The organism is Corynebacterium diphtheriae (assembly GCF_001457455.1).
In the GTDB taxonomy this organism is placed as follows: domain Bacteria; phylum Actinomycetota; class Actinomycetes; order Mycobacteriales; family Mycobacteriaceae; genus Corynebacterium; species Corynebacterium diphtheriae.
The window spans coordinates 806,392-820,178 of the sequence record NZ_LN831026.1; the positions used below are offsets into that span (position 1 = coordinate 806,392).

The following is a 13,787-nucleotide window of genomic DNA, read 5'->3' on the forward strand; positions in this document are numbered from 1 at the left end:
AGCTACCCCCTCCATTGACACCCAGTGTTATGTAGAACACACTGGGTGGTGTGGACACCTACATCACCCGCGAATCGCTGCAAGCGATACTCAACAAGCTCGATATTGATTCCGCCATCGACGACGATGGCCTCGTCGGTGCTGGATTCCCCTCCGGAGAAACCGTCTTCATTATCGACGACACCCTAGTTACCGCCCGCACAAACTGGTACGGGATTATTCCCGACCACAAGCAGCAAGAAATCGAAGAGCTCATAAACTCCACTAACGCTCGTGTCCCCGTGGGGAAACTCATCCCCGTCGTGATGGGCGATGGCACCAAAACATTGGAGTTTCGGCTGCACCTTCATCAATCGCATCCGCTGTCTGACACGCAGCTATGCCAAATTCTTGATGCCTACTTCCAGCTCGCCTTCCACTGCTTTGACGCAGCGCTCATGGTGACTACTGGTGCGGACTTAGAACAGGAGCAATAACAATGGCGTGGTTTTTTAACAAAAAAGAACGCCCAACCGCAGGGCCGCAGCTCTACCCTGTAACCTGCGAGGCGGTAGTATCTGCGATCCGTGCCAAGGGCGGTGACGTACATATCGACGATGCTGGTTTTGCCACTACGGATGTCGATGGAATCTCGGTCATTATTGCCGATTCTGACAATTGTGTGGTGCTTAGTGTGCTCACAACCGCCGATGCGCGTATCGACGATTCCCCCTGTGACGCCGATCGTTGGGTTACTGCATTTAACGTCAACTGCATAGGGCCCGTGATGTTTACAACCACGCAGCCTATCGACGGGAACAACGCCACGATTGTGCACGCCGACTATCGCATTTTGGGTAGCCCCTTCGCACTGACTAAAGAACAGCTCACGGCTGAAGTTGTTTTTGGAGTCAACGCGGTAACTGAGGCGATTCGTGGCTATATTGAGGGCTTTGATGTTGGCCAAAGCCCTTGGGATTAAGGCGTCGGGGTTATAGCGACATTGATCCTGTCATGATCCCCGAAAGACCAAAGCCTGCTGCGATGATAATGAGTGCAACAACAAACCATTCGAAGGCGTTGAACACTCGTTCTTTTGTGTACAGGCGAGTCCACACGTAGGGGATCAATCCTGGCAGAACTGCGAGCGCGCCGAAGAGCACGTATTTCAAGTCGGCTGCGTAAAACAGCCACAGGGAGTAAATGAATGCGACTGCACCGACAAAGAGGTGTCGGCGGTTGTCGGCTGCGCTGACGTCGGGGCCGGAGTCGTCGAAACGCGTGCCTGCGGCAGGGTGAGAGATTCCTTTGCCGCGGGTAGCCAACAAAATGAGGTAGAGCGAGGAGAACACATAGGGCAGCAGGTAGAGAACTGTTGCTAATTGCACCATGGAGATATAGGTCGTTTCGTTGAGGAAGAACACGAAGACCCATAGTTGGATCACAATGGTGGAAATCAGCTGTGCGATAACAGGGGAGCCTGTGGCATTAATGGTGCCGAGTTTGCGGGGCAAAAGGCCGTCGAAAGCCATCATGGCAACAGGCTCTGCGCACAACATCTGCCATGACACATAGGCGCCCAGCACGCTCAAGCATAGGCCGATGGATACTAGTGCTGCTCCCCATGGGCCGATAACAGCCTCGAGGACATTGGCCATGGAGTTATCGGGAAGGGCTGCTAGTTCGGCTTGTGTGAGCACTCCGTAGGAGAGGGTGGAAACCGAGACGAGGAGTACCAGCACGGTGAAAAAGCCGATGACGGTGGCGCGGCCGACGTCGCGACGCGTGCGGGCTTGCTTGGAGTAGACCGATGCGCCCTCGACGCCGATGAAGACCCAGACGGTGAACAGCATAATGCCTTGGATCTGTTCGAATACGCTGCTGCCAGTGGATTCGCCCCAGAAGTCGAGAGTAAGTTTGTCCCAGCTAAAGCCTAGGAAGGCGACGAGGATGATGAAGGCAAAAATGGGGAGGAGCTTAGCGACTGTGGTGACGGCATTCATGAAGGCCGCTTGTTTGACGCCCATGGACAAAATGCCAAAAATTACCCATGTAAGAAGGGAGACGCCGATGACGGAGGCTACGCGGTTGTCGCTGTTAAAAAGCGGAACGTAGTGGCCAAGCGTGGAGAAAAACAGGGTGGCGTAGCCGACCTGTGCAATTACGCTGCCGAGCCAGTAACCCCAACCAGAGGTAAATCCGATGTAGTCACCGAGTCCTGCACGCACGTAGGAGTAGACGCCGGAATCGAGGTGTGGCTTACGGTGTGCCAAGATTTGGAAGACGAAGGCGACGGCGAGCATGCCGATTCCCGCGATCAGCCAGCCGATAAACATGGCGCCTGGGGCGGCTACGGAGGCGATGTTTTGGGGCAGGGAGAAGATTCCGGAGCCAACGGTAGAGCCGATGATGAGCCCAATGAGTGTCCAGATGCGGACGCTATGGCTTTTGGCAGAAGTTGCTTCGACGATGGTGGCCGGGGTGGTCATCGATTCTGTCCCCTTAGGAACGGCAGCCATGTGCACCTCTATACAGATAAATGAAGTAATTCTAAACGCGGTTAAGTAAAGCTAAAGGTTACAAGAAATTGCCGCAGAATCAATATCGCCACGAACGCCCAGCACCGGAGCGGGTACCCGCTATCAAAGCCTCTATGATTACTATGTCAGTCATGACCGTTCTGCTTCTCGACGCCCGTTGGCCATCCATGATCCCCTTTAATTTGGTAGGCAAGCTCGAAGGACAGCTACGATTCACCGACGAGGTACCCGTAAAAGTTCGCTGGAACCTCGACGACATTGTGCGTTTCGCAACCGATGACCTGCTTGTAAGCACCAATGAGTTGGATCCACAAGTGATCGAAGCCATCAACAATGGAGCAAGCGTTATTGAAGTTCCCAGCCGGCACGACGCCCTAGGTCAAGCACGTGACGTGATGCGCCGAGCAGTAGCCCGTGGGGAATGGGAACAAACCCAAACCCACGAATCTCTTCTGGAATATCTCGACGAAGAAACCGAAGAATTCGCGCAAGCTGTTGCCCACGGAACCACCGACCACATTGTTTCCGAGCTTGGCGACGTACTACTCCAAGTGCTCTTTCACGCCGAAATCGGTGCACGACATGGCGAATTTAACCTCGACGATGTAGCCGCAAGCTTTGTGACCAAAATGCAACAACGCTCGCCCTATCTTTTCGACGGCTCCGACGGAGTAGTACCCATAGAAGAACAAGAACGTCTCTGGGAAGCCGGAAAACACCGATCTGCACACGCTCAAACAAACTAGGGAGTCTTGGGTTGAGAAAAGCCGCAGGGTGCGCGCTAGGAGTAGTGCTGGCAGTCATTATGGTCATTGCCATCGTCGGGTGGACCCTATCCATCATGAGTGGGGTATCTCCGATACGGCAATTAGAAGATGTCCCCACGGATGTGCCGCCGGCACGCGCTGAAGCCGTTCCGCAGATCGACATCAACGCACCGGGACGCACCTCAGATAAGTTGGCGTTTTGGGCTGATCCGATTGCAGAGGAGACGTCGATAAGCTCGGCGGCGATACGTGCCTATGGCAACGCGGAGTTAGTTGCTGCCCAATCGTGGCCCGAATGTCACCTCAGTTGGGGAACATTGGCCGGGCTTGGTTTTGTGGAAACTCGTCACGGAACATACTCAGGCCACCTTTTTGATAGCCGCAGTATTGACGCCGACGGCAACGTGCTTCCGCCGATCATTGGTGTGCCGCTCGACGGGTCACCTGGGTTCGCGGAGGTAAAAGATACCGATTCGGGGGAGCTTGACGGGGATCCTCAATTCGATCGTGCGGTAGGGCCGATGCAATTTATCCCTGAATCGTGGAAACGCTACGGGCGCGACGCTAATGGTGACGGGGTAGCTGACCCCAACAACATCGATGATGCCGCTCTAGCTGCGGCGAACCTCCTATGTGACGGAAGAGACTTAGCAACTGCGGACGGTTGGACGAATGCTATTTATTCCTACAACATGTCCAATGACTACCTCGTTAAGGTTCGAAATGCGGCCGCTTCTTACGCCCTGCGACAGCCAGCTGTGCAATAACTCACTCTCACAGCGTTCCAAAGTGTCCGATTTGTTGGCATAATTGTTGAAGGACGCTAAAAACGGACAAAGTAGTTTTTGTTTGTTCAACATTTTTAGCGTGTGTAACTTGCAATGGATGAATAATCTTGCATCCACACAACGTCAATAGGAGACACACAGTGGCTGACATTATGCACGTATTTGCTCGTGAAATCTTGGACTCCCGCGGTAACCCAACCGTTGAAGCCGAAGTTTTCTTGGATGACGGATCCCACGGCGTTGCGGGCGTTCCTTCCGGTGCGTCCACCGGTGTTCACGAGGCTCACGAGCTTCGCGACGGTGGCGAGCGCTACCTCGGCAAGGGCGTCCTCAATGCAGTTAACAACGTGAACGAGGAAATCGCTGACGCAATCGCTGGTGCAGAAGCCGACGATCAGCGCCTGATCGATCAGGCCATGATTGCTCTCGACGGCACCGAGAACAAGTCTCGCCTCGGCGCAAACGCTATCTTGGGTGTATCCATCGCCGTAGCTAAGGCTGCCGCAGAGTCTGCTGGCCTGCCTTTGTACCGCTACATCGGCGGCCCTAACGCTCACGTTCTGCCAGTTCCTATGATGAACATCGTGAACGGTGGCGCACACGCTGACTCCGGCGTTGATGTTCAGGAGTTCATGATTGCTCCTATCGGTGCCGAGTCCTTCTCCGAGGCTCTGCGCATGGGTGCAGAGGTCTACCACTCCTTGAAGTCCGTGATTAAGTCCAAGGGACTTTCCACCGGCCTCGGCGACGAGGGTGGTTTCGCACCTTCTGTTGAGTCCACCAAGGCAGCTCTCGACCTCATCGTTGAGGCAATTGAGAAGGCTGGCTTCAAGCCAGGTGCTGACGTCGCACTTGCACTCGACGTTGCTTCCTCCGAGTTCTACAAGGATGGCAAGTACCACTTCGAGGGCGGCGAGCACACCGCTGAGGAGATGGCAAAGGTCTACGAGCAGCTCATCGCTGAGTACCCAATTGTTTCCATCGAGGACCCACTGCAGGAAGACGACTGGGAGGGCTACACCGCCCTGACCGCCGCAATCGGCGACAAGGTCCAGATCGTCGGCGACGACTTCTTCGTCACCAACCCAGCACGCCTCAAGGAAGGCATCGAGAAGAAGGCAGCCAACGCCTTGCTGGTTAAGGTCAACCAGATCGGTACCCTGACCGAGACCTTCGACGCTGTTGATCTCGCACACCGCAACGGCTACCGCACCATGATGTCCCACCGCTCCGGCGAGACCGAGGACACCACCATTGCTGACCTTGCAGTCGCATTGGGCTGTGGCCAGATCAAGACCGGTGCACCAGCTCGTTCCGAGCGCGTTGCCAAGTACAACCAGCTTCTGCGCATCGAGCAGCAGCTTGACGATGCAGCAGTCTACGCAGGCCGTTCAGCATTCCCACGTTTCCAAGGCTAATAACAACTCGTAATTAACCCCGAAACACACTTCAGTCCCCACGAAGATATTTTTATCTCCGTGGGGACTGAAATTTTCTTCACCACCCTTGATTGACAACAGCGCTAAACTAGGTGACCTATGGTGTTTACAAAGCGACGAGCGGTTCCCGTGGTCAACCGCGAAGAGAAACCGCGCGGACTCAAGCTTTCACGCCCCAGCATGAAAGTTGATGGCCGCTGGTTGGTTATCTACGGCACGATTGTGATCGTGCTATGTGTTGCTATCCTGCGCCCGCTGAACACCTACATGGATCAAAAAGCTGAGACTGCTCGGTTGAAGGCGTCGATCGCCGAAAAACAGATTGAAAAAGAGCGCCTACTCGCTGAGCTAGAAAAATATGATTCCGAAGCCTACGTTAAAGAACAAGCACGTAAGCGCCTAGGAGTTATCGCCCCTGGCGAAAAGGCCTATCGAGTCATGACTCCCGAGCTGGAAAACCAAGGCTCGCACGTGAGCACCAAAGAAGAAACCAAGGCCAAAAATCCGTGGTACGAAAAGCTGTGGGACTCCGTGACCATCGTTGAGCCCGCTGAAGAAGCTGAGCAGCAAGGCGATCAACCGCAGATGAATTTGCCATTGATTCCAGCAGACCCTCCTAGTGAGCAACCCTAAGAATCGGTAAACGCGCGGGCTTCATGAGACAATAGCCCGCATGAGTGCTTCTGAATCTGATCTTGCCATTGTTGCCGAGCAGCTAGGCCGCAAGCCCCGCGGAGTTATCGAGGTGTCCTACCACACCCCAGATGGTGTACCTGGTGTGGTGATGACAACCCCCAAGCTTGACGACGGCACCCCGTTCCCAACCCTCTACTACCTCACGGAGCCACGTCTGACTGCTGAGGCGTCACGCCTTGAAGTTGCACATGTAATGAAGTGGATGACGGATCGCCTGCACAGCGATGAGGAGCTTCGCAAAGACTACGAGCGTGCGCATGAGTACTTCCTAGCCAAGCGTAACGCTATCGAAGATCTTGGCACCGACTTCTCCGGTGGTGGTATGCCAGATCGCGTCAAATGCCTGCACGTGTTGATCGCCTATGCATTGGCAGAAGGTCCCGACCACTTCCGTCTCGGTACCGAGGCTGTAGCTTTGGCTGCCGATCACGGAGGTTTGCGTGGCACCGCGATCCCACAAGACTGGCCGACTGTTGAATCATTGGGCATAAGCCTTGACCAATTCGACTTCAGCCACGCAGACGTTCCAGGCGCCTCCAAGTGAGCGTGGTAGCTGCCGTTGATTGCGGCACCAACTCCATACGTTTGCTGATTAGCGAGCAAACGCCTACCGGACTGCGTGAGATCACCCGTCAAATGACGATCATTCGTCTAGGAGAAGGCGTCGATGCAACGGGGAAAATCGATCCCGCAGCCATCGAACGCGCCCGCGTCGCCTTGTCTGGCTATGTGGATACCATGCTGGCTCACAAGGTGACAGCTGTACGCATGGTGGCAACATCAGCGACTCGTGATGCCTCCAACAAGGATGATTTCTTTGCCATGACTGCTGATCTCCTAGGCGCGGTCGTACCAGGGGCATGTGCAGAAGTGATCTCAGGTGCAGAAGAAGCCGAGTTGTCTTTTATCGGCGCAGTAGCTGACATTCCTGATACAGATCGGCCCGTATGTGTTATCGACCTAGGTGGTGGATCAACCGAATTTGTAGTGGGAAAGAAAACCGGTGAGATCCTAGGAGCGTATTCCACTCAAATGGGATGTGTACGCCTCACGGAACGCCTTATGGTATCCGATCCACCGACTGCGGAAGAGATCGCTCAAGCACGGGAGTACGTCGATACGCAGCTGACTGTTGCGCTCGACAATGTGCCGATTATGCAGGCCTCGATGGTGGTGGGCTGCGCCGGAACGTTTACCACTGTCGCTGCGCTCGCTTTGGGCCTTGATTCCTATGACCCGCAGCGAATTCATGGTTCGGTGCACACCGCCGACCGTCTCCGTGGGGAAACTCAGCGTTTGATAGGGGAGACATCACAGCAGCGCGCAGCGCATTCCGTGATGCACCTAGGTCGTGCAGACGTCATTGCAGGGGGCAGTGTTGTAATCGAACAGATCCTTGCGATGATGCAGCGGCTCGGTGTGTCTGATTCCGTGACCATTTCGGAAAAAGACATCCTTGATGGAATAGTTGCTCGTTTACTTGAAGAATAACGGGGGGAATTTTTTTCGGCTCTGAACTGGACTAACCTCACTGCATTTCCTCCCAGTGGGGTTAGCTAGTAAAGTGTTGTGGTGTTGCCCCCATAGCCCAATCGGCAGAGGCAATCGACTTAAAATCGATTCAGTGTGGGTTCGAGTCCCACTGGGGGCACCATTAGAACTACCTCGTGCTACAAAAGCACAAGGTAGTTCTTTTTGTTTAGCACCTTATTGAGCTTTCAGGGTTAAGGGTCAAAAAAGGGGATGCGGACGTTTTGTTAGACACTTTCAACCTCACGCTACCGCAGCCATGCGATAACGCGCGATACTCATACCATTGAGACTAACTTTAATGCGATGATTGTTATAAAACTCGATATAAGCAGCAATGGCATCGTCAAGCTCTTGGATTGTCTGCCACCTCTTGCCGTAATACATCTCATTTTTCATCCGCCCGAAAAACCCCTCGCATGCCGCATTGTCAGGACTACACCCCTTTTTTTCGACATCGAACGAACGATGCCATATTTCGCAGTCAGACTATGCCAACTCCGACCACGGTAATGCACACCACGATCTGAATGAATCACTAATGAACCATCCGGTGGAAGACCCTCAGCATCAATAGCGGCCTGCAGCGTAGATTCTGCTAACTCCATAGTGGGATTCACACTCGTCTTAGCAGCAACGACTTTGCCATCGAAACAATCAATAATCACAGACAAATACACCCGCCCCTCATTCGCAGCGAAAACACTAATATCAGTCAGCCACAACGTATTCGCAGCAGTGGCATGAAAACAACGGTTGACCAGGTTCGGCGGAGCCGGAGAAATTTCTCCTTGATAACTGGAATATTTCACCTTCCGCTTCGGAAACCGCACCGTAATTGCTTCTTCGCGCATGAGCCTGCGAACTACTTTTTCACTGATAGTTATGCCTAAATGTCGTAATTGCCACCAGATACGGCGATAACCATAGGTATTATGTGAATCAGAACTGATGCGGTGCACCATGCTGCGAATAGCTGCGTGCTTATCAGGCATGCGTCGTTTTTTCAGGTGGTAATAGAAACTGGATGCAGCAAGACCACTAGCAGCGAGCAGCATTGCTAATGGAAACGTGCTACGCAAAGCGTCAACCACGTCGGTTTTGTGCTTATTACTCAGCTGACCGGGGATGACGCTTACGTCTTTTTTTATAATTTCCAGCTCCTTTTCCAACACGGCTTTTTCTACCAGCAGCGTGGCCATCTGCTGTTTTAACTGTGTTGGATTATCCGGCAATGATTTTTCTAGTGCTGCTTTAGTAGGGATGCGGCCATGGCCTGCGCGTTCTTTTTTCGACATCAAGCCCCATTGTCCTTCCTCACGGTAGCGTTGCGCCCAAGCATAGACGCTGGCGTGAGTGTGCAGGCAGCATTCCTGGGCAATATCAGCTGGTCGCCAACCATTGTGGAAAAGTTCTACTGCGCGAAGTTTGACTTCGTATGGGTAGTGGGTCAGGGTTTTGGCTTGTTTACGTGGTTGTGGTGGGGTTTGGGCTCGCGTAGCCATTTATACAGGGTCCATCTGCCTGGGTAGCCGAGTTCGCGGACTGTTTTAGTCACTGATTGTGTGCGTTTGTAGACCCGCAGTGCTGTGCGCTTCTGCGTGTTGGTGTAGGAACGGTTCATAATGGAATCCTCCAAGATTCCGTCCGCATCCCCTTTTGACCCTTAACCCAGCTTTCACGCTTTGAAGGGGAAGCGGCTACGAAGACGAAAATTGCTAGTGTTCAGTGCGCTAGTGCTGATTTAACGTCCAGTTTTTGCTTTAGGTGTTGCAGGGTTTGGCGCTAGCTACATATGAAGGGGCTGTCGCTTGGGGGCGGTGATGATCGGTGTCATATTATTGGCGGATTGTGCTTAATGTTTCTCAGAAAGTCACAGGTTTTTGGCAGGAAACAGATAGGTCGGTTCAAGGCGGAGTTTTTAGGGTGGTAGCAACATATAAAACCAATGCCGTGAAGGAGATAAAGGCAATGCCAGCTGCAATGCAAACCTCGTACTACTTAGAGCCGCTTGATCCCTACTCCGAGAATTCGTGGGGATATATTCCCGAGTCGTCGTCGCGGCCTTGCGCGGGACTTACGGGTAGCTCGCAGACTTATCGGTCGAGTCGTTCGCTGCCACAGTCGGTGAATTCGATTCGACATCGTACGTAGCGCAACGAGCAAGGAGTAACCTTAGGCTTGCCTTTGTAACCATCCTTTGGTTTGATGGCATCTATACAGACCGTATAGGTGCCATTTGTATGTTCAAAGGGGTTTCGGCTCGTGAGTCTTCCATCAATTAAGACGACCAATAGTTACTGTGTGGTGCTGTGGTGCGATCAGGGTAGCGCAACGATTAACGCTCCAGATCGGGTGGTCCAGGTGATGGCTGGTGATGTTGTTCTTGCACCTCACGGTGCCTTTGTTACTGGGCATGGAGTGGTTTTGCCGATGGCATTTCCTGATTTTGACGGCGGGGAACACACTCGTCGCCTGCATATGGGGACTGCGTGGTCGAAGCGAATGATTTTCGAGTTTTCGCGCAGTCTATTAGGTGAGACGCACCCATCGGAATGCATTGCAGCGCTTTTCGACGATCGCGCGCGGCCGCCACGTGTTCCTGAACCGCAGGCAGCACGGAAGGTTGCTCAGAAGTTGATTGCTTATCCGGCGGATCAAACACCGTTGTTGGAATTTGCCCAGCTTCACAACATTAGTAGCAGGACATTGCAGCGTCAGTTTGTCGCGTCGACTGGTTTTACGTTTAGTGAATGGCGTGCGGCATTGCGTGTGTCTGTGGCGGCTGATTTATTGGCTCATGATTTCCGGATCGGTCAGGTTTCACAGATGGTGGGCTTTAGTGCGACGTCGTCACTTACGCGCGCATTTAAGCGTCATACTGGTGATACTCCTTCTTCTTTTACCTCGCCGCGTATGCATGCTGTGTGCGAGCAACAGCCGCCGATGATTCCAGCAACCACAACGTTTGCGCGGGCTTCGGACGACATTGCCTTATGGATTTACAGTGGAACGGCGACCGTTACCACCCCTGGTTATTGTCGATTTATGGGTGCGGGGGAGACCGTCACCATTCCCTCTGGTACAAGTACGCGTCTCGACGTTTCTGCTGGCTCTGTAGCATTGCCCGTCCCGCTTGCTGCGGCTCATGACGACTTAACGCTGAGCGATGTTCTAGCTGCTTCTGTTAACCCACTTGCTGCGGTGGAATTGCAACGATTGAGTGCACAGGAACGTGCTGATGCTGAGCAGGTTTTGGTTCCTTCTGTGTAAGTTCATAAAAATTTTTAAAAATAGCTTTTTCTAGGGAACTAAAAAGCATTGCGATGCGTTATTGCAGATGTACGAAGATGTTCCTTTGGCAAAGATGGAGCCAAGGGCGTTGAAAGGAAAGTGTCGCACAATGCGCAGTAGCAATCCGGTCTTGAATTCTCTGACGGGTACCCGCCAAAACTATGCTCAAGCGGGCTACCAGCAGCAAGCGTTCAACCCTATGTCCCAGTATGACCAGTATGGTCAGCCCGTTACCTCAGCTGGCGCTGCAGAGCGTCCTATGACTGTGGACGATGTGGTGACCAAAACTGGTATCACCGTCGGCGTTATTATCGCCTTCGCCGTGGTTAACTTTGCGTTGGCCACGGTTAACCCTGGTCTTGCATTGATCCTTACCGGCGTTGGTGCCATCGGTGGCTTGATCACCGTCTTGATCAGCACCTTTGGCCGTAAATATGGTTCGGCAGCAGTGACCTTGACCTACGCGGCATTTGAGGGCCTGTTTGTCGGTGGCATTTCCTTGGTGCTTTCTGGTGCGATGGTGGGTGGCCAAAATGCTGGTGCCTTGATCGGTCAAGCAGTCCTTGGCACCATCGGCGTATTCCTCGGAATGCTCTACGTTTATAAGACGGGTGCTGTGAAGGTAACCCCTAAGTTCAACCGCATCCTCACGGGATCATTGATTGGTGTGCTGGTTCTAGCTTTGGGCAACATGGTTCTGGGCTTCTTTGGTAACAGCCTAGGTCTGTACTCCGGCGGCCCAATCGCCATCATTTTCTCCCTGTTCTGCATTGGTTTGGCAGCGATGAGCTTCCTTCAAGACTTTGACATCGCAGATCGTCTGATCCGTCAGGGTGCGCCAGCAAAGAACGCTTGGGGCGTGGCTCTGGGCTTGGCAGTGACCTTGGTCTGGCTCTACACCGAGATCCTGCGCTTGCTGAGCTACTTTAATCAGCGTTAACAAATAAAAACGCGAGGGCGGTACCGAGTAACGCATGTTGTGTGGACTCGGTACCGCCCTCGCATTTCTTTATAAACTTAATGCCTCGCCATCGACAGAGACGTCGATAAACACTGTGCCTCCTACACCTTGAACAGGTCGAGATAGCACAATGGATACGGTACGTGGGGCGGAACCTTTTTCTTTGACACGGCCGGTTCCGTACGCCGCTTGTTCAGTCCACTTAGTCCACTTAATTTCTTGGATCGTTGTATCGTGAGAAGCACAATCCATTGTGATAGAGGTGGGCTTTACCATCGCAGGCCCTAGACAGTCGATAAATCCAGGAATTTCTGGTGTACTGCGACTAGGAGGGGGAGTAGTCGACGTTGGAGCGCTAAAGCTTTGCGCGGTCACTACTTTTGTGGCTGTGTCGACCTGATGGGGTGGGGAACAGGCGGCGAGAAGCGTCGATAAGCAAAGGGCACCATAAATAGTGCCCTTGTGCATTAGGAGTTACGTGGAGTTGCGGCCTTCGAGGAATCGTAAGGCTCAGCGGAAACGATAGTAACGCTAATGGTGTTGCCATTAGGTGCGGAGTACTGGCGGGTTTCGCCTTCCTGTGCGCCAACGACTGCGGCACCGAGCGGGGACTGCTCGGAGTAAGTCTCCAAGTCCTTGTTGTCGGATGCTGCAGCGCGGGTACCGATCAGGAAGGTTTCCTTATCGTTTTTGTCGCCATTGTAGTAAACGTGGACGACGGAACCGATGTGGGCAACGCCCTCGACGATGCCGGCACGCTCGGTGGTGGAATTGGCAAGGATTTCGGAAATCTGCTTGATGCGAGCTTCTTCCTGATCCTGCATTTCGCGGGCTGCGTCGTAGCCTGCGTTTTCTTTCAGGTCGCCTTCTTCGCGGCGCTCGTTAATTTCGGCGGCGACGACAGGGCGGTGAGCGATCAGGGCATTGAGCTCTTCTTCGAGCTTTGCCTTGGTTTCTGGGGTGATGTACTGCTTCTGGTTGTCAGCCATTTAGTCTTTGTCCTTACACATTTGTATTTTGCATGCAGCCACGCAGGCGATCACGATTGAAGCCCCGGCAGGACTGTGCAGTCAGCGAGCGCGGGGCTAAAAAGTCACCTAGTGCATTCAAGCGTGGTATTTCTGGCAGATTCTAGCACAGTGAATGCTCATTGTGCGTTGTTGTGGCTAGCTCTGGTCTAGGTAAAAGGGGATGTCAGTGGCGCAGCCGTATACGTCTCCGGATACTGCCGGTTCGGTGGTTTGAAGCTCCACATCAATTCGGCGGGTGGAGTCGCCACCTGCGGGAAGGAAGATTTCTCGACGGCCTACTTCTGCAATGTCATAGTTCAGTGCGGTGACGATGCAGTAGGAGGGGACGGAGACGTCGCTACGCGTGATGTCTACTGTGAGCTTAAAAGTGTGATCGTCAATCACGTGGACATTGGCGGTTTGACCACTGATTTTGGTCATTTGTGAGTGCTGAACGTATTTTGCCAACGCCACGACAATTGCTGCCAAAATAACCACAAGGAGTACTGCCAAGAGCTTTCCTGATAGCGTGCCGCGATCTGAGGCGGTGGCAGCTGAGCCTGATCCGTATCGCTGACGCGGCTGAAACTGGGGCTGCTCAGTGTCATTCTTAGGAGTAGGCATCGTGAAAAGTTGCTCCTTGACGTGGATGAATTGCGCGATTGATCATTCCTGATCACCGCCCTTGAGGGGGTGCGTGCCTTATTGTAGCCCTGTTCTTGCTCAGAACCGCAACGTGGGGCGCACGCCTGTATGCGACTTATGATTATTCGGGATCTAAAT

14 protein-coding genes, 1 tRNA gene and 1 pseudogene are annotated in these 13,787 nt (G+C 53.3%); 11 read left to right on the plus strand and 5 right to left on the minus strand.

Going from position 1 to position 13,787, the window contains the following annotated elements:
* The first annotated feature begins 50 nt into the window (after nt 1-50).
* Together AT687_RS03950 and AT687_RS03955 are read left to right on the plus strand one after the other, a co-directional pair.
* Nucleotides 51-476 carry a hypothetical protein gene (locus AT687_RS03950; RefSeq protein ID WP_014318867.1) on the plus strand — a complete coding sequence of 142 codons (426 nt, stop codon included), beginning with the start codon at nt 51-53 and terminating at the stop codon, nt 474-476.
* A gap of 2 nt (nt 477-478) precedes the next feature.
* Nucleotides 479-961 carry a hypothetical protein gene (locus AT687_RS03955; protein ID WP_014318868.1) on the plus strand — a complete coding sequence of 161 codons (483 nt, stop codon included), beginning with the start codon at nt 479-481 and terminating at the stop codon, nt 959-961.
* A 10-nt stretch (nt 962-971) separates the two neighbouring features.
* Here AT687_RS03955 and AT687_RS03960 read toward each other — a convergent pair whose 3' ends face one another.
* Nucleotides 972-2,468: an amino acid permease gene (locus AT687_RS03960; protein WP_014318869.1), complete on the minus strand. Its 1,497-nt coding sequence runs from the start codon at nt 2,466-2,468 to the stop codon at nt 972-974.
* Nucleotides 2,469-2,566: 98 nt separating this feature from the next.
* Between AT687_RS03960 and AT687_RS03965 the strand changes: the two genes are divergently transcribed.
* The 7 genes from AT687_RS03965 to AT687_RS03995 all read left to right on the plus strand — a co-directional run bounded on the left by AT687_RS03965 (nt 2,567) and on the right by AT687_RS03995 (nt 7,863).
* The gene (locus AT687_RS03965) at nt 2,567-3,265 is read left to right on the plus strand and encodes a MazG nucleotide pyrophosphohydrolase domain-containing protein (protein ID WP_014318870.1); all 699 of its coding nucleotides are present in this window, start codon (nt 2,567-2,569) and stop codon (nt 3,263-3,265) included.
* Between the two features lie 11 nt (nt 3,266-3,276).
* Complete coding sequence (locus AT687_RS03970; protein WP_010934667.1) at nt 3,277-4,053, plus strand: lytic transglycosylase domain-containing protein; 777 nt, start codon at nt 3,277-3,279, stop codon at nt 4,051-4,053.
* A 161-nt stretch (nt 4,054-4,214) separates the two neighbouring features.
* A complete protein-coding gene (eno, locus tag AT687_RS03975) occupies nt 4,215-5,492 on the plus strand; it encodes a phosphopyruvate hydratase (protein ID WP_014318871.1) in 1,278 nt (425 codons plus the stop codon).
* 120 nt (nt 5,493-5,612) lie between these two features.
* Nucleotides 5,613-6,146: a septum formation initiator family protein gene (locus tag AT687_RS03980; protein WP_021334958.1), complete on the plus strand. Its 534-nt coding sequence runs from the start codon at nt 5,613-5,615 to the stop codon at nt 6,144-6,146.
* A gap of 40 nt (nt 6,147-6,186) precedes the next feature.
* The gene (locus AT687_RS03985) at nt 6,187-6,753 is read left to right on the plus strand and encodes a DUF501 domain-containing protein (RefSeq protein ID WP_014318873.1); all 567 of its coding nucleotides are present in this window, start codon (nt 6,187-6,189) and stop codon (nt 6,751-6,753) included.
* On the plus strand, nt 6,750-7,700 hold the full coding sequence (locus AT687_RS03990) for a Ppx/GppA phosphatase family protein (RefSeq protein ID WP_014316580.1): 951 nt from the start codon (nt 6,750-6,752) through the stop codon (nt 7,698-7,700). Before AT687_RS03985 ends, AT687_RS03990 begins: the two co-directional genes overlap by 4 nt.
* Before the next feature lie 86 nt (nt 7,701-7,786).
* A tRNA-Leu gene (locus AT687_RS03995) sits at nt 7,787-7,863 on the plus strand.
* A gap of 119 nt (nt 7,864-7,982) precedes the next feature.
* Here AT687_RS03995 and AT687_RS04005 read toward each other — a convergent pair.
* Nucleotides 7,983-9,363 (minus strand): annotated as a pseudogene (locus tag AT687_RS04005) (IS3 family transposase).
* 641 nt (nt 9,364-10,004) lie between these two features.
* Here AT687_RS04005 and AT687_RS04010 point away from each other — a divergent pair.
* Both AT687_RS04010 and AT687_RS04015 read left to right on the plus strand, forming a co-directional pair.
* Nucleotides 10,005-11,012: a helix-turn-helix domain-containing protein gene (locus AT687_RS04010; RefSeq protein WP_014303186.1), complete on the plus strand. Its 1,008-nt coding sequence runs from the start codon at nt 10,005-10,007 to the stop codon at nt 11,010-11,012.
* A gap of 130 nt (nt 11,013-11,142) precedes the next feature.
* Nucleotides 11,143-11,973 (plus strand): Bax inhibitor-1/YccA family protein, encoded by an 831-nt coding sequence (locus AT687_RS04015; RefSeq protein ID WP_014303187.1) that lies wholly within the window; start codon nt 11,143-11,145, stop codon nt 11,971-11,973.
* Between the two features lie 69 nt (nt 11,974-12,042).
* Here AT687_RS04015 and AT687_RS04020 read toward each other — a convergent pair whose 3' ends face one another.
* From AT687_RS04020 to AT687_RS04030, 3 genes are all read right to left on the minus strand, one after another.
* Nucleotides 12,043-12,462 (minus strand): hypothetical protein, encoded by a 420-nt coding sequence (locus AT687_RS04020; RefSeq protein WP_014318875.1) that lies wholly within the window; start codon nt 12,460-12,462, stop codon nt 12,043-12,045.
* Nucleotides 12,462-12,983, minus strand: a complete 522-nt coding sequence (greA, locus tag AT687_RS04025; RefSeq protein WP_003850846.1) for a transcription elongation factor GreA — start codon at nt 12,981-12,983, stop codon at nt 12,462-12,464. The genes AT687_RS04020 and greA overlap by 1 nt, the downstream gene beginning before the upstream one ends.
* Before the next feature lie 177 nt (nt 12,984-13,160).
* Entirely contained in the window at nt 13,161-13,628 is a 468-nt protein-coding gene (locus tag AT687_RS04030; RefSeq protein WP_014318876.1) for a DUF4307 domain-containing protein, read from the minus strand.
* Nucleotides 13,629-13,787 lie beyond the last annotated feature (159 nt).